Genomic DNA, 18717 nt, shown 5'->3' with positions numbered 1-18717 from the left:
CCAGGCAGGAGAGCCCCATGACCCATCCATGCCCCCAGCCGCCGCGTCGCCCTCGCCGGGAGCTACCCGCGTGAAGTGGCAGCTCCTGGGGGGCTTGGCCATCAGCGCCGCCTGCCTCATCTGGCTGTTGGGCCGGGTGGACCTGGAAGGGATGTGGATGCTCATCAAGGGCCTCAATCCCCTCTACGTCCTCATGGTGACGGCCCTCCAGGCCTGGATCTTCTATCTGCGTTCCCAACGCTGGCAGGTGCTCCTGGGCCCGGTCAAGCGCTGCCTGGTGGGCGATCTATATTCGGCCAACCTCATCGGCTTCATGGCCAACAACATCCTGCCCGCCCGTTTGGGCGAGCTGGTCAGGGCCTACGCGGCCGACCGCATCAGCGGGGTCCCGGCCTCCAGCGCCCTGGCCACCCTGGTCATCGAGCGCATCCTGGACGGCATGACCATCCTGGCCTTCTTCTTCGCGGCCCTGATCTTCACCGACCCCGCCGCCCAGGCCGGGCCCTTCAACGTGATCTATCTGCGGGCCGCAGGGCTGAGCCTGCTGGCGGCGTATTTGGGAGTGCTGGCCGTGCTGGGAGCCCTGTACCGCTGGCCCACGGCCACGGTGGGCTGGCTGGCCGGGCTGGCCGGGCGGCTCTCGCCCAAGCTGGGCCAGAAGGTGGCCGAGGTGTTGGCCCACTTCACCCAGGGCCTGGCCCTGCTGGGCCGGGGGCGTCACCTGCCCCTGCTGCTGGCCCAGTCCGTGGCCCTGTGGCTGCTCATGTACCTGGCCGGTTACCTTTTCCTCCCGGCGGTGGGCCTGCCCCACAGCCTCTTGATGGCGGCCATGGTCCTGGCCGGGGGTATGCTGGCCGCGGCGGTGCCCGCCGGACCGGGCTACATCGGCACCACCCAGCTGGCGGTGACCTGGGCCTTGATGATGGCCGGGGCCGACCAGGAGCGTGCCGCGGCCTACAGCCTGCTTTTCTGGGCCTGCCTCTACTTCCCGGTGGTGGCCGCCGGGCTCATCGAGATGACCCGGCGGGGCCTGAGCCTTTCCAGCCTGCGCTCGGGCCGGCGCTAGGGGGCCGGGGTGCGCGGGGAGCTGAGCGCCGGGCAAGTGGCCATCCGCCTGCTGTTGGTGCTCCTGGCCGGGGCCCTGGTGCGCGGGGCTTACCTGGCCTGGCCCTATCTGGACAGCGACATCGCGGTGGTGGGGCTCATGGCCCGCCACGCCCTTGAGGGCGAGTTCACGCCCCTGTTCTGGGGCAACCACTACGGCGGCAGCCTGGAGGCGATCCTGGCGGCCGGGAGCTTCGCCCTGGCCGGGGCCACCCCCCGGGTCTTGAACGCCACCGCCGCGCTGATCTCCCTGGCCTATTTGCCCCTGCTCTATCTCCTGGGCAAGGAACTGATCAACCAGCGGGCCGGTCTGGCCGCCGCCCTGCTCTCGGCCCTGGGGCCCTACATGCTGGTGGCCTACTCGGTGGTGGCCCGGGGCCTGCACGTGGAGATGCTGCCCCTGGGCGCGCTGCTCCTGTGGCTCACCGTGCGCCTGCTCAAGGCCGGACCTCTGGCATCGGGTCAGGCCGGGGCGCTCATCGCCTGGGGCCTAACCGCCGGGGTGGGGGTGTGGACCAACCCCCTGTTCGTGTACTTCCTGCCCCCCACCCTGCTGCTGCTGCTCTACCGCGCGCCGCGCCTGCTCATAAGCTGGCGCTTCTGGGGCATGGCCCTGGCCGGACTGGTGGGGGCCTCGCCGCTCCTCTATCACAACTGGCTCACCCAGGGCGGCACCCTGCACTACATGGAGATGCCCCGGCCCCACTCGGGCTTTTGGGCCAATTTGCACTTCCTGGTGCGCGAGGGGCTCCCGGCCACGGTGGGGGCGTCCTGGTTCAGGAAGGACTGGGTGCTGCCCGGCCTGGGGCCCGCCCTGGCCGCGGCCGCCGGGCTGGCCGCCCTGTGGGCCTTGGCCCGCTGGGGGGTGGACCTTTGGCGGCGGCTCATGCGCTGGGAGGGGGCGGGCGGCGGCGAGGTGCTGCTGCTCACCTTCCTGTGCATCGCCTACGTGTTCTGCGCGGTGGGCGGGGCGGATTCGGGCTCCTTTCGCTATTTGCTGGCCCTGTATCTGATCTGGCCCCTGGCCGTGGCCCTGCTTTGGGATCGGCTCACCCGGGCAGGCGGCCCCCTGGCCCTGGCCGGTTGGCTGCTCCTGGCCCTGGTGGCGGGCATGAACCTCTACACCGCCGTGGCCTTCTCGCCGCTCAACCACCCCGAACAGCGGGCCGCGGCCGAAGGCATGGCCGCCGAACAGGCCTCGCTCACCGAGGCCATGGTAGAGCGCGGCCTGCGCTACGCCTATGTGGTGGATTACTGGACCGGCATGAAGAACACCTTCCTGGCCAAGGAAAAAGTGATCCTCCTGCCCTTTGACCACGAGCGCTACCCGCCCTACAAGCGGCGCCTGCTCCGGGCCCCGCGCTACGGCCTGGCGGTGATGGGCGAGCACAACGCGGCCGTGACCCGCGAGGCCCTGGCCACGGTGGGGGCGGCTTGCCGCGAGGAGCAGGCGCCTCCCCGCTGGCGGCTGTTCTACGACTTCCGGCCGCCCGCCCCGCGCGTGTCCGGGCTCAGCCCCCAGGGCTGGAGCGTCGCGCCCGGCGGGGGCGAGGCCCTGTGGGACCGCGACGCGGCCACCCGCTTGGTGCTGGCCCAAGAGCCGGGCGCAAGCATTACCCTGGACCTGGGCCGCGCGCAGGAGGGCGTGTGCTCGCTGATGCTCTTCCCGGGCGAGCCACGCTTGCTGCCCCGCGAGCTGACCCTCAGCGGCAGCGCGGACGGCGAGAGTTGGCAGGAGCTGGCCAAGGCCCGGCCCTATCTGCCCTTCTTCTGGACCGGAGGCAAGCTGGCCATCTCCGGCCGCGCGCCCTGGCAGGAGATCCGCTTCGCGCCCCGTGAGCTGCGCTATCTGCGCCTGGCCCAGAGCGGCGAGGCCTCTGGCGACTGGGCCCTCAACGAGCTGCTGGTGGGGGTGAGCCAGGGCGAGGGGCGCCAAGCCACTCCCAGAGCGGCGGCCTCGGCCCTGGCCGAGATGCTGCCCGGCCGCCAGCCGGTGTGGGCCGAGCCAGGCCTGGCCGCCTGGCTGCCCGCCCGCCTCAGGGTGGACCGCTCTCCCCGCCACCGCCCGGCCTGGCTGCCGCGCTATTTGAACCAGGACCAGCTATTGCCCCAAGGCCATGAGCTGCACCTGGCGGTGCGCGCCTCCCTGGCCCCGGCCGCCCGCGCGGCGCTCCACCGGGCCGGCTACGCCATCAGCGAGAAGCCCCTGCCCGGCTGGGTGCTGTTCATCGTGCAGCCACGCGACGCCTCCCGGCCCTTGTATTGGGCCGGACTCTTGCCGCTGGTTGTAGGGGAATCTAACTAAAAGCCAAACCTGACGCGGAGAATCCGTTTCAGGGTCCACCAGGCGCTCTTCAGCGGATCCAGGGTGCTCTCACCGGTGCGCTCGTCATAAGGGATGAAGATCGCCTTGACCTTCTTGCCCTTGGCCATGGGCTTGAGCAGCAGCTCCACGGGTAGGGCCGAGCCCTGGGCTTGAAAGCTCATCTCGTCGAACAGGCTGGTGCGGTAGGCCCTCATGCCCGAGTGCAGGTCCGTGACCCGGCGTAGGAAAAGGATGCTGGCCAGCCAGGCGAAGCCCCAGTTGGCCAGGAAGTTGATCCAGGGCATGGCCTCGGGTTTCTTTTCCAGGCGGCTGGCGTCCACCAGGTCGGCCCGGCCGAAGAGTATTTCTTCGGCCATGGGCAGAATGCGGTCCGTGGGATAGGTATCGTCGCAGTCTAGGGTGACCACCACCTGGCCCCGGGCCGAGGTGAGGGCGCGCATCATGGCCGGTCCGTAGCCCTTGGGCGGGAACTGGCGGATCACCTCGGCCCCGGCCGCCTGGGCGATCTCCGGGGTGCGGTCCTTGCTGGAGTCCACCAAAAGGATGTGCGTGCCGGGCGCGGCCGCCTGGATATCGGCGATTACCTTGCCCACGGCCGCCTCCTCGTTCATGGAGATCATGGCCACGGTGATTTGGGGCTGCTCTTGGTTCATGTAGCTTCCTTTCGACGGCCAACATTTAGCATATCCCGCCTCCCCGCGCCAGGCGGACCGGTTGCCAAAGCCCAATACCTCTGATAGGTTGACGGAACTGTTCTCCTGGCCTTAACCTCCAGTCGACCCGCCGCCGGATATGCCATGAAGAGCCTCGCCAAACGGCTGATACTCCTGGCCGTGACCGCCCTGTTCCTCTACCTGGTGCTCAGGAAGGTGGAGCCGGACCGTCTGTGGCAGGCTCTGAGCGATCTTTACTGGCCATTGTTGCCCGCGGTGGTGGCGGTGTATCTGGCCGGGTTCATCCCCCGGGCCCAGAAATGGCGCATCATCCTGGGCCGCCTCAAGCCGGTGGGCCTGGGCGGGGCCCTGGGCTACACCTTCGTGGGCTGCGCGGGCAACGCGCTACTCCCCGCCCGTTTGGGCGAGCTGGTGCGAGCCTACATCTGCGGCCGCCGCGAGGACATCCCGGCCACGGCGGTGCTCTCCACCATCCTCTTGGAGCGGGTGCTGGAGCTGCTCTCGCTGCTGGTGTTGCTCTGCGCGGCGGTGGCCTACACCGGCCACGGCGAGCTGTACAAGTTGGCCCTCATCGGCCTGGCCGCCTGCCTGGGGCTGATGCTGGGGCTGTTCTTTTTGCAGCGCCACCCCGGCTGGATCGTCAAGCTGGCCGGCCTGGCCCCCTGGCCCGGGGTGCGGGCCAAGGCCGAAGGCTGGCTGAGCACCTTTGTGGACGGCCTGGCGGTGGTCAAAAGCCCGGGACGCCTGGCGGCCATCATCGCCCTGGGCTGGGTGGTTTATCTCATCGAGGGCGGGGCCTACTGGCTTTTGGCCCAAGCCTTCGGCCTGGAGATAAGCTACGCCCAGACCCTGTTCGTGCTCTGCTTCATCTTCGTGGGCATGACCATCCCCAGCACCGTCGGCAATATCGGCCCCTTGCAATACTTCTGCGTGCTGGGCCTGGGCTACTTCGGCGTGGACAGCTCAAGCGCCTTGATCTACTCTGTTTTCATCAACGCCATGATGTATCTGCCCGGCCTGGTGGGGCTCGGCTACCTCCACTCCTACGGCTCCTCCCTGGGCAGCCTGCGCGGCCAGATCGGCCAAATGGCCCCGGGCCGCCAACCAAAAGGATAACCGCGTATGCGCACTTTCATCACCGGCGGGGCCGGCTTCATCGGCAGCCACATGGTGGACGCCATTATCGAGCAAGGCCCCCTCACCGTGTACGACAACCTCTCCTCCGGCTCGCTGGACTTTTTGGCCGAGCACCGGGAGCACCCCAACTTCAACTTCGTGAAGGGCGAGCTGGGCGACCTGGAGCAGGTGAGCCAAGCCATGGCCGGGCACCAGCGGGTGATCCACTACGCCTCCAACCCGGACATCGCCCGGGGCATGCTGGAGACCGACCTGGACCTGCGCGAAGGCACCCTTCTCACCTACAACGTGCTGGAAGCCATGCGCCTCAACGGGGCCAAGGAGATTCTCTACACCTCGGGCTCCGGTATCTACGGCGACGTGGGCACCTTCCCCACCCCCGAGGACTTCGGCCCGCTCATGCCCATCAGCTTTTACGGGGCCTCCAAGCTGGCCGGAGAGGGGCTGATCAGCGCCTTTGCCCACCAGTACGGCATGAAGGCCTACATCCTGCGCATGGGCAACGTGGTGGGCGGACGCCAGACCCATGGGGTGGGATACGACTTCATCCGAAAACTTAAGAAATATGCTCAATCGCTCGAAATACTTGGCGATGGCACCCAGGCAAAAAGCTACGTGCACGTGACTGACGTGATCGGGGCCATGCTCTACATCATGGCTGAAACCGACGACACGGTGAACGTGTTCAACGTGGCCACGGACGATGTTTTGGACGTGACCAGCATCGCCAAGATCGTGATCGCCGAGATGGGCCTGAGCGGCGTGGAGCTCAAGTACACCGGCGGCGACCGGGGCTGGAAGGGCGACGTGCCCCAGGTGCGCCTGGTGCTGGACAAGATTCACGCCCTGGGCTGGTACAGCAAGATGAACTCGGCCGAGGCCATCACCGCCTCCATCCGGGCCATGCTGGCCGAGGATAGGGACTAAGCGCCCGTGCAGGCGGTGATCATAGCCGGGGGCCAGGGCACCCGCCTGGGCGACCTGACCAAAGAGGTCCCCAAGCCCCTGGTGCCCGTGGCCGGGCGGCCCTTCATGGACCACCAGCTCAGGCTCCTGGCCGGGCAGGGCGTGGAGCGGGTAGTGCTGTGCATCGGCCACTTCGGCGAACAGATCCGCGCCTTTGTGGGCGACGGCTCCCGCTGGGGCCTGGAGGTGGCATACAGCGAAGACGGCCCCACCCTGCTGGGCACCGGCGGCAGCCTGAAAAAGGCCGCCCCCTTGCTGGAGGAGCGCTTTTTCATGATCTGGGGCGACTCCTATCTGCTCCTGGACTACCGCGCGGTGTGGCAGCGCTTTTTGGCCTCCGCCGCGCCGGGGCTCATGGTGGTGTGGCGCAACCAGGGGCAAAAGGAGCCCTCCAACGTGCGCCTCAAGGGCGGCATGGTGGCCTCCTATGACAAGTGGTCCCCCGGCCCGGAGTACGATTGCATCGACTACGGCCTGAGCGCCTTTTCCCGCGAGGTGCTGGAGCGCATCCCCGCGGGCGAGCCCTATGCCATCGAGAAGGTGTTCGTCGAGCTGGCCTCAGCGGGTCAGCTGGCCGCCTACGTGGTGGAGCACCCCTACTTTGAGATCGGCTCGCCCACCGGACTGGCCGAGCTGGAGCAACACATCATCGAGCAGGAAGGACAATCCCCCGCATGACCACGGAAGTGGAAACCATCATCCTGGGCGGCGGCCTCACCGGCCTGAGCCTGGCCCAATATCTGGACCACGAGAGCCTGGTGCTGGAGGCCAAGGAGCGCCCCGGCGGGCTGTGCCGCAGCTTCGTGAAGGACGGCTTCACCTACGACATCGGGGGGCACATCCTCTTTTCGCGCGACTCGGAACTGTTGGCCCAGCTCACCGGCTGGCTGGAGGGCAACCTCTTGGAGCAGCGGCGCAACAACCAGATATGGTTCCGCGACCGCTTCGTGAAATATCCCTTTGAAAACGGCCTTTACGCCCTGGAAAAACAGGATATTTTCGATTGCCTCATGGGCTTTCTGGAGCGCAGCGACGCCGAACCCTCCAACCTGGATGAGTGGTGCCGCTTCCGCTTCGGCGAGGGCCTGGCGGGCAAGTACCTGATCCCCTACAACGACAAGATATGGAAGCGCGCGGCCAAGGACATCTCGGTGCACTGGGTGGAGCGCATCCCCTCCCCGCCCACGGCCGACGTGGTCAAGGCGGCCATCGGCATCGAGACCGAGGGCTACACCCATCAGCTCAACTTCCTCTATCCCCAGCGCGGGGGCATCGAGGCCCTGATCCACGCCCTGGCCCAGGGGGTTAACCTCAAGACCGGTTTCCGGGCCACGAGCATCAAAAAGACCAGTGCGGGCTGGGAGGTTAGCGACGGCAACGAGACCTACGCCTGCCGCCGCCTCATCTCCACCATCCCGGTGATGAACCTGGCCGCCTGCCTGCAGGGCGCGCCGGACGACGCCCGCCAAGCCTGCGACGCCTTGCAGTACAACAGCATCATCCTGGTCATGCTGGGGGTGGGCCACGAGGGCCTGAGCGACAAGAGCGCCGTGTACATTCCGGACCCGGCCATCCTGCCCCACCGGGTGTGCTACATGAGCTACTTCAGCCCGCACAACGCGCCTCAAGGCAGCTCCCACCTGGTGGCCGAGATCACCGTGCCGCCGGGCGACAAGCTCCTGGCCGCCGGCGAGGACGAGCTGGTAGGCCGGGTGGCCGAGCAGGTGGCCGGTCTCTGCGGCATCACCCCGGCCGAGGTCACCGCCAGCGACGTGCAGAAGATCAAGTACGCCTACGTGGTCTACGACCTGGCCTACCTGAGCAACCGGGAGCGGGTCTACAACTGGCTGGACGGCCTGGGACTCCACACCTGCGGCCGCTTCGGGTCCTTCGAATACCTGAACATGGATCAGTGCCTGGAGCGAGCCCGCGATCTGGCCGCCAAGTTGAATCAGGAATAAGTAAAACCAAGTTTGCAATAGCGAGAGGGGCTGCCCGGTTGGGCGGCCCCTTTTATTGCCGACAGTATAAAAGAAAAAAAGAAGCAGGCAGTTAAGGGAAAGAAAATTCGCGCCGGTCCGGTCTGGCACCCCCGTTACGGGCGCGGGACACTCTTACCGGATGCGCTCCTTCTCGTCGGGTTCTTCACCGTCCTTCACATCACATACCGCCCTGCCCAGAATCCCGCAGCCTCCTCTACCTGCCCGCTCTGACCGGATGCGGGGCCGCCCGCCACAATACTCCCGCCGCCGCCAAGCGCGCGGCCATCGCGCCACCGAACCGCCCCGCTTACCCTTCCCAACCTGCTTTCCCGTAGGCGCCCCCCTCTCGCTTAACTTCAGCCCCCAAAGCAAAACCCGGCCCCCCTCAGGGAGGACCGGGTTAATTTGCGGCGGGTTGGCCGGCTCAGGCTGCCGCCTCAAGGCCTCCTATTCAAAAGGATCGCCCTTCTCAAGAGGAAAACCAGCGATCAAGTCCCTGCTCTTTTTGCAATGGTCGCAATGCTTCCAAACCTCCACGCGGTCGTTATATACCCGTGCGAACCCGCCTTTGGGGATATCCGCCTCCACCGTGGTGCTGCTGATGACCTTGCCGTTGTTGGTCCACAATTGGAAATAGGCGCCATCCAGACCCGAGCCGTGCGACCCGTTGTGGTGGGAATGCGGGTCCACGAAAAATTTGCAGTGACCCATGCTGCGCACCGGGTGGGTCATCACGCACACGGAATGGCTGGCGTGATTGTAAACCGTATAGGCGTGGGCCGGGCCGGCTACCAAGCAAAAGCCGGCGCAAATTAACAAGAGAAACAGCTTTTTCATAAGACTACCTCCTCATTCCCAAAGGGCGGACCGCGGGCAGGGCCGTTAAACGGCGAGGCCAATTGACAATCACCTTAGGTCACTAGAATTTAGCGGGTCAACCTGCCCAAAATTTTTTCATGGGCTTCCCCAAAGCAAAACCCGGCCCCCCTGGCGGAGGACCGGGCTCATATTTCTTTCTTTTTATCTATCCGGCACAGCCCCGGGGGCCGGCTGGGCGTCGCTGACTAGGCGTGTCGAGGCTTGAGCATCGCCGGCAACAACGTCAGCGGCGTTCCGGGAACGTCGAATCAGCAGGTCTCGCATTTCTTGGCGTCATCCAGGAACATCTTGACGGTTTCCTTGCTGTAGGGGTGCACCAGCATGCCGCCCAGGATATCCGGGGTAACGGTGACGATGTGCGCCCCGGCGTGCAGCCAGGTGATGACGTTGTTGACCTCGCGCACCGAGCCGATGATGATCTGGCTCTCCAGGCCTTGCAGCTCCAGCACCTCGCGCAGGCGTCCGATCTCGCCGGAGGCGTCGTAGCCCATGTTGTTCACCCGCCCGCCGAACAGCGACACGTAGGTGGCCCCGGCCAGCGCGGCCAGGAGGCACTGCTGCGCGCTCATCATGGCCGTGGCGTTGACCCGCACGTCATGCACCGTCTCCAGCTCGTGAATCACCGCGATGTTGTCGTCCTCGCCGTTGGGGCCGTGGATGGTGATCTTGATGTTGATGTTCTCGGCCAGGGCCGCGAACTCACGCCCCTGGGCGATCATCTGAGCCGGGTCGTTGCTGGTCACCTCCAGCGACAGGGGAAGGGGCGCGATCATGGCGGCGATCTCCTGGGCCCGCTTCTTCATGCCCTCGGCCCCGCCGGTCACCCCGTCCTTGAGCAGGATGGTGGGGTTGGTGGTCACGCCGCGAATCACCCCCCAGCTAAGGTACTTCTCCACCTGCTCGATTTTGCCGCTGTCCAGAAAAATGGCCATGGCCCTACCCTTGCTCCAAAATTATATTCACGGCCGAAACCAGGTCAGGCGCCCGGCGGGGAGCCTCCACCGCGCGGTTGTATTCGGCCTCGATGAGTATCGCCTTCACGCCGGCGGCCTGGGCAGCCGCCATGTCCTTGTACCCGTCCCCCACCAGCCAGCTGGCCGCCAGGTCGATGCCCTGCTCGGCCGCCGCCTGGGTGATCATGCCCGGCTTGGGCTTGCGGCACTCGCACCCGTGGCGGTCGCCGTGGGGGCAAAACCTTATCTCGTCCACCGGAGCCCCGGCGGCCAGGGCCTGGTGCATGGCGTCCAGCTCGCTCTGGGCCAGAAGCCCCCGGGCCACGTCGGGCTGGTTGGTCACCACGATGACCCGGTAGCCCGCGCCCTTGAGCCTCGCCACCTGCTCGCCCGCGCCGGGCAACAGGGAAAACTCGCTCAGGCTGCGCGGCGAGGCGGGCTTGCCGCCGCGCATCACCACCGGGTTGAGCACCCCGTCGCGGTCCAGAAAGACCGCCCGCCTTACTTCACCGACTCCCACTTCATCTCGTTTTGCAGGATGTCCGGGTGCGAGACCACCATATGCCACACCACCGCCTGGAAGGCCTCGGTGTGCGGGGTCACGGTGGCCGCGCTCATGGTGGGGATCACCACGCAGGCGTCGGCCACAGTGGCGGTGTAGCCGCCGTCGCGGCCCACCACGCCCATGATCTTGGCCCCCACCTCCTGGGCCAGCTTGAGCGCCTCGATGATGTTCACGCTGATTTGTTTCTCCGCGCTGCCCCCGCCCACGCTGAACACGAACACCCCGTCCTTGGGGCCCAGGCGGCTGGTCTTGAGCCAGCGGGCGAACACGCCGTCCCAGCCCTCGTCGTTGATCAGGGCGGTGAGCTCGCTCACGTTGTCGGTGGGGGTGTAGCACTCGATCCCGGCGATCTTGCGGAAGTCGTTCACCGCATGGTTGGCGTTGCCCGCGCCGCCGCCCACCCCGACAAAGAATAAACGGCCGCCGCCGCTGCGGATGCCCACGATGGTCTGAACCATCTTGGCGATGGCCGCGCGGTCCAGGGAGGCCGCGATCTTGCCCGCCTCATCCAAATACTGCTCGATATAGTCGCTCACGGCTTGCCTCCGGGCATCACTTGCGAAGGTTGGCCACGATCTTGGCCCCCTCGAAATCGAAACGGAAGGGGAAGTACCTCAGGCCCATGGCCTCGAGGCGCTGGATCACCTTGGCCTTGGTGCCCGGGCAATAGAACATGAAAAAGCCGCCCCCGCCCGCGCCCATGATCTTGCCGCCCAGGGCCCCGGCCTTGCGGGCCTCTTCGTAGCACTCGTCCATGAAGGGCGAACTGATGGACTTGGACAGCTTCTTCTTGGTGGTCCAGTGCTCGTGCAGCAGATCGCCGAAGGTGTCGATGTCGCCTTTTTCGAACAGCCGCCGGGTCTCCAGGCCGATCTGCTTGATGCCGTGCAGCCGTTCGATGATGGCCTCGTCGTCCTCCAGGGTCTTTTTGTTCTGGCTGGCCAGGATGTCCGAGGCGCTGCGCTCGATGCCCGTATAGAACAGGGCGATGTTGTACTCCAGCTCCACCAGCTTGCCGCCGGGCATCTTCAGGGGCTCCACGTGCACCGTGCCGTCGGTGTCGAAGGTGAGCGCGGTCACCCCGCCATAGGCGGCCATGTACTGGTCCTGCTTGCCTATGGGCGCGCCCAGGATGTCGATCTCGATGCGGCAGGCCTCCTCGGCCAATTCCCCCAGGGGCGCGAAGTCGCGGTTGTAGGAGCGTAGGGCGGTGAGCAGGGCCACCGTGAAGCTGGAGGAGGAGCCCAGGCCGCAGTTGGCCGGAACGTCGGCCACCGAGGAGAGCTCCACCTGGTTGTCCACCCCGGAGAGCCTGAGGGCCTCGCGGAAGATGTTGTGCTTGATCTGGTCAACGCTCTCCACCACCTCGGTGCGGGAGTAGGAGAGCTTGATGGAGCGCTCGAAGCGCTGGTTGATGCAGATGAAGATGTACTTGTCTATACCGCCGGCGATGAGGAAGCCGCCGAAACGCGAGTAGTAGGAGGCAAGGTCGGTGCCGCCGCCTCCCAGGGAGATGCGCACCGGCGCCTTGGAAATAATCATGCTGTCTTCCCGGGGTTTTAGTATTGGTCCGTTCCGGGAAAAAATCCCGGCCGAACCTGCTTCAGTCCACCATATTTAGCAGCTTTGCCCCTGCTACGCAACGAAAGTACGATTGTGCGCCCACCATGTTGCCGCTGGGGCCCCCGGTGTGTATGGTTCAGGCAAATGGGCCCCCCACAACCAGAGAGACCCATGCCCGCAGATGCTCCACAGACTCCCGGCGACCCCGCCGCCCTTCTCCGGCATTCCCTTTCGAGCCACCGCTGGTTACGGGTGTGCTTGCATGGCTTGATCATCGCGGCCCTGCTAGGCGGTTTCGCGGCCTTTGCCGCCGCCCGCCTGCCCCACTACGCCAACGACCACGACGCCACCCACTACTTGTGCATGGCCCACAACTTGGTGCACCACGGGACCATATCCACCCAGCGCACCCTTACCCCCTCGCCCTGGCCGGACGCCTGGCGCTCGCCGGGCTACCCGGCCCTCTTGGCCGCGGGCATCATCCTGGTGCCGGGGCTCCATGAGCTGCCTTTGCCCCAGTTCCTGCGCGACGACCTTCTGCCCCTCAAAAAGTGGCAGATCGGTTGGCTGCTCCTGGTGGCAACGGTGGCCGGGCTCTTCGCCTGGCGCATCACCGGCTCGCCCTGGCCGGGCTACCTGGCCGGGGCCATCATCGCCTACAGCCCGGGGCTGATGTTTTTCCTGAACCGTTTTTACAGCGAGTTCGGCGCGGCGGTGGCCCTGTTCTTTTTTTCCTTCTGTTTTTACTGGTGCCTGCGGCGGCCCCGCTGGTGGGTTTTTGTCCTGGCCGGGCTCTGGTTGGCCGGCGGCGCGCTCACCCGCGCGGTGCTCATGTACTTCTGGCCCGTGGCCGTGCTCCTGGTGCTGGTCGCGGCCTGGCGGGGGGCCCTGCCCTGGCGGCGGGCCCTTAGCGGGCTGCTGTTGTTCAGCCTGGCCTTCGCCCTGCCGGTGGGTGCCTGGATGGCCCGCAACCATCATTACTTCGGCCATTGGATGCTGGCCTTCCGGGGCGGGCAGGTGTTGGACATCCGGGCCAACCACGCCCTGATGACTCCCAAGGAGCACCTGGCCGCCTTGGTCTATTACACCCCCTGGACCCATATCAATCCCCTGGTGAAGGAGTCCCCCGAGCCGGCCGATTTTCACCACCCGCCCAAGTATCAAAAATTCCTGGGCCTGGACCTTTACGCCCTCACCCTGGGGCGGGTGCTCGACTTGAAGGACTTCAACCGGCTCAGGGTGCAGAACCGGGGCGACACCTTTGAGATGATGGGGCAGAACGAGTGGGCCCGCCACACCAAGTGGCTGGGGCACTACACGGTGGGCGACATGCACTCCCAGAAACGGGCCATCCAAAAGATCCTGGCCCATCCGGGGGGGCACCTTCTGGCCTCCCTGCCCCTGGCCTGGCGGGGCCTGTTCTGCGACACTTGGTGGATAGCCCTGCCCGGCTTCGCGGCCCTGTTCTTTTTGGCGGGCAGCGGCCTGCGACGGGGCGACTGGCCCTTGTTGGCCTTCGTGGTGCCTTCACTGTTCGTGTACGTCTTCCACAGCCTGGTCACCGCCAATGCCAGCCGTTTCAACTCACCCCTGATGCCGGTGCTGGCGGTTTGCCTGGCCCTGTGCCTGCACCGCATCTGGCTACGCCTGCGCCCTTGGCTGGCGGCAAAGTTTAGTAGCAACCATGCCTGAAGTTTCTTTTCATCAACTGCCCCAGGCCACCCCCGAAGCGGTGGAGGCCGCCGTGGCCCATTCCCTGGACCTGGCCAAGCTGAGCGCCGGTGACCTAGGCGAGAGCTGCCTGGTCAAGATCAACGCCATGAGCCAGGAGGTGTTGCCGGGCCGCAACTCCGGCCCCTGGGTGGTGGACGCCCTGCTAAGCCAGCTGCGGGCGCGCTTCCCGGCGCTAAGGCTAACCCTGGCCGACAGCGACGTGGCCGGCTATCCCCAGTTCGCCCGCGCCTGCCGCCACTGGGGCTACGACTCCCTGGCCTCGTGCCACGGCGCGGACTTGGTCAACCTGGCCCGCGAACCCTACCGCGAAGTGCCCACCGCCAACCCGGCCTGCCCCACCTTGTCCTTCCCCCGCGCGGTATTCCAAAGCGACAGCATCATCAACCTGCCGGTGATGAAGACCCACGTGCTCTCGGGCATCTCCTGCTGCCTCAAGAACCACTGGGGCCTGCTGCCCCGCTTGCGCTACCAGTATCACCGCCAGGTGCACCAGGTGATCGCCGAGATCAACCTTCAGGTGAAGCAGACGGTATTCAACCTGGTGGACGCCACCGTGGCCATGGAGGGCAGCGGCCCCAAGACCGGCCTGCCCCGGCCCTGCGGTCTGCTCCTGGCCGGGCGCGACCGGGTAGCCTGCGACGCGGCGGCCCTGGATTACATGGGCCTGCCCCGAGAAATCGCGCCCCACGTGGCCCTGAGCTCGGCGGCCGGGGTGGGCCAGATGGACTACGCGGCCACGGGCGACGCGGTGGAGCCGGCCGGCTTCCAGCCGCCCCAGCTGGGCCAGGATATAGTGTCCCTCTTGGAGCGCCGCCTGCGGGCCATCCCCGGCCTGGGCCGTTTGCTCTACCACCCCTCCATCGCGCCGCTCCTGGGCTGGGTGGGCACCATGTACAACGAGCAGATTTGGTTCCGCCGCACCGGGCGGGGCCATCTGGAGCGGGTGCTCCAGGGCTCGCCCTGGGGGGCCCAGTTCGCCGCGCTGCCCGGCCTGGCCGGGCGGAGGGCCTGAGAGCCGTGCGCCGCGCCTGTGCCGCCGTGCTGGCCCTGCTGTTGCTTGTGGCCGCCCTGCCCGCGAGCGCGGAGCAGGACGTGCTGGCCGGGCCCCACGCCCCCCTGCCCGGCGAACAGTGGCGGCTCTACGACAGCCGGGGAGTGAGCCTGGCCGTCCCCTCTCGCTGGTACGGCTTCTTCTACGTGGGCCTTCGGCCGCTCTACGGCTGGTGGGCCCGCAAGACCGGCCCCCTGTTCACGGAGATGGAGTTCTCCCTGTTCGAGATGGACGGCCCGCCCTTGCCGGGACGGGAGGGCCAGGTGAACACCAAGGCCCTGGGGCCCAGCACCCTGGCCGGGCGCCCGGCCCAGGCTTTCGAGCAGCACGAGCTGGCGGGCACGCAGTGGGCCCGGCAACGGCTCATCCTGGTGCTGGACCAACCGCTGGTGGACGGCAAGCGCCTGTGGGCCGTGGCTGACAGCGGCCCAGAGCTGTGGGAGCGCACCCGCGCCTGGCGCGAGGCCATCCTGGGGTCCCTGCGCATTGAGCCCTTTTTCTTCGTGCTGGGCTCGCAGTGGCGCCTGGTGGAAAAAGGCGGGGTGTATATCAATCTGCCTTGGGACTGGCGCGGCGAGGCCGTGCCCGGCGGCCGCTCCTGGCGCGGCCCGGTTGGGGCAGAGGGCGAAATGGCCGTGGGCTGGCGCAAGGGCCCGGCCCCGGAACTGAGCGGCTGGAGCCTGCTGGGGCACAGCCGCATCGGCAAGTATTTGTGCACGGTCCACGAGCGCAAGCGAGAGCAGCGGGGCACGCTGATCTTCGAGCGCCTGGCTCTGGTGCAAAAGCCGCTCAAGGGCGGCGAGCGCATCTGGCTATGGGGCGAGCTGCGCGGGGCCCGGGGCGAGCGCGACTGGCAGGAGCTGGGCCCGGCGATCAACGCCATGCTGCGCGGGGCGCGCATCGACTGGGAGCTGTTCCAAGCCAAATGACCGGGCGTCGTCTTTGGGCGCAGCCCTGAATAAGAGGTTTGGAAAGGGGAAAACTCGCGGGCCTAGTTCGGCCGGACCGGCGGGGTGCCGCGATTAGCGCCGATTAGGCGGTCACACGGTCGCCATGGGGACGGCCGGGACTCGTGCCAGGTAGCATTTACCTGGCCGGAAGGATGCGTGCCCGCCTCGCCGGGGCCCGCGCAACATGCCCTGATTCACCAACCGCCCCTTTTCCTTCCTTCACAAACTCTTTCTCTCGGCCCCCGGCCTAAGGCCCCAATTACTTTTCAATGAAGATGTCCGGCCAGCGGTCATTGGCCGCGTTGCGGCTCAGGCGCAGGGCCTTCTCCCAGGGCGTGCCCACCTTCCACAGAAATATCTCGTAATCCGCGATGTCGTGCTCGTGCCCCTTGGCCGAAGCGCCCCACACCAGCCAGCGCCCATCCGGCGACAGGCGCGGGAAGTACTCGTGGCTGTGCGCGCCGGGCAGGTCCATGAACACGCGCGGCTTCACCGGGCTGAGCCGCGAGGCCAATATCTGATTGCCCCCGTGCCCACCGTTTTCCACCCACAGCACCTCCTGGCCGCCGGGGAACCAGGTGATCTCGCAACCGCCCGCGATGGTGCGTAGCTCCTTGGAGGCCAGGTCGTAGACCATGGTGCCGCGCTGTTTGCCCCGCGCGGTGAAGGCCAGGAGCTTGCCGTCGGGCGAGAGCTCCGGGGTCTGGGCCACGCCCTGCACCGGCGGGCCGGAGGCGTCGTAGATGACGCTCTCCTTGCCCGTGGCCAGGTCCTTGAGCACCGTCTGGCCGCCGCGCATGAAGCTGATTTTGCCTTCCCCGGCCCACTGGGGATAGTTGGCGTTGTTGGCGGCCAGGCTCTCCTTGCCGCTGGCCAGGTCCAGGACGTAGGCGTCCCAAGGAATCTCGTCGCGTTCGCTGACCCAGGGCTTTTGGGAGCGGGCGAAGACCAGGCGCTTGCCGTCGGGCGAGAAGCGGGCGTAGTAATCCACCCGGTCGTTGGAGGTCAGGCGATATAGCTTGAGCTCGGGCAGGGTGAGCAGATACAGCTCGTGGTTGCCGGAGCGGCTGGAGGACCACACCACCTTGGCCTTGAGGCCCTGGGTCTGGGCGCTTATGAGCGCCTGCTGCTCCGGGCTCAGGCCGCCCCCCACCGGAGCCAGCACCATGCCGCCGAAGTGCTGGTAGAACAGGCGCGGCCCGAAGTGCACCCCGCCCACTAGGAGCACTGCCGCCGCGCCCAGGGCGACCAGCCAGGCCAGCCAACGCCGCCGCTTGGGATGGGCGGCGGGCGCTTCGCCGCCGTTGCGCGGCTTGATCAGGCTCAGCACGATTAAAGCCACGCCGCCCAAAAGGTAGTCCACGGTCTGGGTGAGCAGGTGCAGGCCAAAGGGGATCAAGGCCGCCTGGGTGGGGGCCAGGCCGGCTCCGCGCAAGGTGGCCATCATTACTCCTTCATAGGCTCCGAAGCCCGCGATGCCGCTCACCGGCAGGCTGGCCGTGGCCTCGGCCGCCACCAGGGCAAAGAGAATCAAGGGGAAGGACAGGCGCGCCGCCTCGGCGGGCCACTGGGCGGCCAACCCGACCACCAAGAGATACAGGCCCAGATATTTCAGCGCCCGGATGGCCACCGACACCACCAGCACCCGGCCATAAACCCCCTGGCCCTTGATGCGGCTCACGTCGCTGGCCATGGCCCCCAGCTCCTGGGCCCCACGCCAGCCCCAGTCGCCCAGCCTGCCGGGCAGGCGCTGGGCCAGCCAGGCCACGATCACCTCGCCCAGGGCCAGCACCTTTTCCAGCAGGAACAGGGCCAACAGGGCGATCACGGCCAACACGGCCAACAGGGCCCACAGCAGGGGCGCGTGCTGCCCAGCGGCCACGCCGTAGAGAATGATGGCCGTGAAGAACAGGGGCAACATGCCGATGAGGTCGAAGATGAAGCTGAAGGCAAAGGAGCTGAAGCAGGCGGGCAGGCCCACCTCCAGCTTGCGGTTGAGGAACACGATGTAAGCCAGGCTGCCGGAGCGCGCGGGAAGCAAGTCCACGAACAGGTTGCTCACAAAGGTCAGGGTGAGCAGATCGCGGTAGCGCGGGGCCTGGCCCTCGCCCGAGGCGTCCAGCAGGATGCGGTAGCGCAGGGCCTTGAGCAGCATGGAGCCCAGGAAGCAGGCCAGGTAGGCCCCGAACATGCTCCAGGCCAGGCCCTGGTAGAGCCGCACCCAGTCGTCCAGGGTGGTGGCCCGGGCCAGGTAGTACAAGAGCCCGCCGGTGACCAACGCGGCGGCCACCAGCGACAGCCAGGCCGTGGCCCGGCGGCGTTTGGGCTTGGTTTGGTTGGGATTCATGGCGGGCACCTAGGCGCTCTCCGGCTCCCCCCGCCTCTTGATGATCTTGGCCGGCACCCCGCCCACCACGGCCAGGTCGGGCACGTCCTTGGTGACCACCGCCCCGGCGGCCACGATGGCCCCCTGCCCGATGCTCACCCCGTCGGTGACCGTGACCGAGGCGGCCAGCCAGGCCCCTGAGCCCACGGAGATGCCCCCCAGGTCCTTGATGCCCTGTTGCCCGATGGGGATGTCGAGGCGGTCGGTGTGGTAGTCGCCGCCCCCGGCCAGATAGCACAGCGGCCCGATCACCACGCCCTCGGCCACCCTCACCGGGTTCCCGGCCACGGAGTGGATGATGACCCGCGCGTTAAGGCCGCAGTTGGCCTTGATCTCGATGGAGCCCTTCTTGGCCGAGAGCATCACCTCGTTGGCCAGGTTCACGTCGTCGCCAATGACGATGACCCGCTCGCTGTCCGGGTCGCGGGCGTCCAGGATGCAGCCCTC

Annotated in this window: 17 protein-coding genes; 9 read left to right on the top strand and 8 right to left on the bottom strand. The window is 67.0% G+C overall.

Annotation, left to right across the window (positions count from 1 at the left end; genetic code table 11):
• The first annotated feature begins 70 nt into the window (after positions 1-70).
• Both KQH53_04845 and KQH53_04840 read left to right on the top strand, forming a co-directional pair.
• A complete protein-coding gene (locus tag KQH53_04845) occupies positions 71-1066 on the top strand; it encodes a flippase-like domain-containing protein (GenBank protein ID MCB2225986.1) in 996 nt (331 codons plus the stop codon).
• Between the two features lie 9 nt (positions 1067-1075).
• Positions 1076-3409, top strand: a complete 2334-nt coding sequence (locus KQH53_04840) for a glycosyltransferase family 39 protein (GenBank protein MCB2225985.1) — start codon at positions 1076-1078, stop codon at positions 3407-3409.
• Here the strand turns inward: KQH53_04840 and KQH53_04835 are convergent.
• The gene (locus tag KQH53_04835) at positions 3406-4083 is read right to left on the bottom strand and encodes a glycosyltransferase family 2 protein (GenBank protein MCB2225984.1); all 678 of its coding nucleotides are present in this window, start codon (positions 4081-4083) and stop codon (positions 3406-3408) included. The genes KQH53_04840 and KQH53_04835 overlap by 4 nt on opposite strands.
• A gap of 144 nt (positions 4084-4227) precedes the next feature.
• On the opposite strand from KQH53_04835, the gene KQH53_04830 reads away from it, so the two are divergent.
• Genes KQH53_04830 through KQH53_04815 form a run of 4 tightly spaced genes read left to right on the top strand, consistent with a single transcriptional unit; the run spans position 4228 to position 8168 of the window.
• Positions 4228-5220 carry a flippase-like domain-containing protein gene (locus tag KQH53_04830; GenBank protein ID MCB2225983.1) on the top strand — a complete coding sequence of 331 codons (993 nt, stop codon included), beginning with the start codon at positions 4228-4230 and terminating at the stop codon, positions 5218-5220.
• Between the two features lie 6 nt (positions 5221-5226).
• Complete coding sequence (locus tag KQH53_04825) at positions 5227-6168, top strand: NAD-dependent epimerase/dehydratase family protein (protein MCB2225982.1); 942 nt, start codon at positions 5227-5229, stop codon at positions 6166-6168.
• Positions 6169-6174: 6 nt separating this feature from the next.
• On the top strand, positions 6175-6885 hold the full coding sequence (locus tag KQH53_04820; GenBank protein MCB2225981.1) for an NTP transferase domain-containing protein: 711 nt from the start codon (positions 6175-6177) through the stop codon (positions 6883-6885).
• The gene (locus tag KQH53_04815; GenBank protein MCB2225980.1) at positions 6882-8168 is read left to right on the top strand and encodes an FAD-dependent oxidoreductase; all 1287 of its coding nucleotides are present in this window, start codon (positions 6882-6884) and stop codon (positions 8166-8168) included. Before KQH53_04820 ends, KQH53_04815 begins: the two co-directional genes overlap by 4 nt.
• A gap of 468 nt (positions 8169-8636) precedes the next feature.
• On the opposite strand, the gene KQH53_04810 is transcribed toward KQH53_04815, so the two are convergent.
• From KQH53_04810 to KQH53_04790, 5 genes are all read right to left on the bottom strand, one after another.
• Complete coding sequence (locus KQH53_04810) at positions 8637-9026, bottom strand: hypothetical protein (GenBank protein MCB2225979.1); 390 nt, start codon at positions 9024-9026, stop codon at positions 8637-8639.
• A 290-nt stretch (positions 9027-9316) separates the two neighbouring features.
• Positions 9317-10000 (bottom strand): hypothetical protein, encoded by a 684-nt coding sequence (locus tag KQH53_04805; protein MCB2225978.1) that lies wholly within the window; start codon positions 9998-10000, stop codon positions 9317-9319.
• Positions 10001-10004: 4 nt separating this feature from the next.
• Positions 10005-10541 carry an HAD family hydrolase gene (locus KQH53_04800; protein ID MCB2225977.1) on the bottom strand — a complete coding sequence of 179 codons (537 nt, stop codon included), beginning with the start codon at positions 10539-10541 and terminating at the stop codon, positions 10005-10007.
• Positions 10523-11122 carry an SIS domain-containing protein gene (locus tag KQH53_04795; protein ID MCB2225976.1) on the bottom strand — a complete coding sequence of 200 codons (600 nt, stop codon included), beginning with the start codon at positions 11120-11122 and terminating at the stop codon, positions 10523-10525. Before KQH53_04795 ends, KQH53_04800 begins: the two co-directional genes overlap by 19 nt.
• Positions 11123-11138: 16 nt before the next feature.
• On the bottom strand, positions 11139-12128 hold the full coding sequence (locus tag KQH53_04790; GenBank protein ID MCB2225975.1) for a hypothetical protein: 990 nt from the start codon (positions 12126-12128) through the stop codon (positions 11139-11141).
• Positions 12129-12407: 279 nt separating this feature from the next.
• Between KQH53_04790 and KQH53_04785 the strand changes: the two genes are divergently transcribed.
• Genes KQH53_04785 through KQH53_04775 form a run of 3 tightly spaced genes read left to right on the top strand, consistent with a single transcriptional unit; the run spans position 12408 to position 15863 of the window.
• On the top strand, positions 12408-13841 hold the full coding sequence (locus tag KQH53_04785) for a hypothetical protein (GenBank protein MCB2225974.1): 1434 nt from the start codon (positions 12408-12410) through the stop codon (positions 13839-13841).
• Positions 13834-14895, top strand: coding sequence for a DUF362 domain-containing protein (locus KQH53_04780; protein ID MCB2225973.1), 1062 nt, complete (start codon positions 13834-13836; stop codon positions 14893-14895). Before KQH53_04785 ends, KQH53_04780 begins: the two co-directional genes overlap by 8 nt.
• 5 nt (positions 14896-14900) lie before the next feature.
• Positions 14901-15863 carry a hypothetical protein gene (locus tag KQH53_04775; GenBank protein ID MCB2225972.1) on the top strand — a complete coding sequence of 321 codons (963 nt, stop codon included), beginning with the start codon at positions 14901-14903 and terminating at the stop codon, positions 15861-15863.
• A gap of 280 nt (positions 15864-16143) precedes the next feature.
• Here KQH53_04775 and KQH53_04770 read toward each other — a convergent pair whose 3' ends face one another.
• Positions 16144-18231, bottom strand: a complete 2088-nt coding sequence (locus KQH53_04770) for a flippase-like domain-containing protein (GenBank protein ID MCB2225971.1) — start codon at positions 18229-18231, stop codon at positions 16144-16146.
• A gap of 9 nt (positions 18232-18240) precedes the next feature.
• Positions 18241-18633 (bottom strand): hypothetical protein, encoded by a 393-nt coding sequence (locus KQH53_04765; GenBank protein ID MCB2225970.1) that lies wholly within the window; start codon positions 18631-18633, stop codon positions 18241-18243.
• Positions 18634-18717: the final 84 nt, after the last annotated feature.

The organism is Desulfarculaceae bacterium, assembly GCA_020444545.1.
In the GTDB taxonomy this organism is placed as follows: Bacteria; Desulfobacterota; Desulfarculia; order Desulfarculales; family Desulfarculaceae; genus Desulfoferula.
The sequence above is the reverse complement of the archived record's forward strand: the minus strand, read 5'-3'. Positions and strand labels throughout refer to the sequence as shown.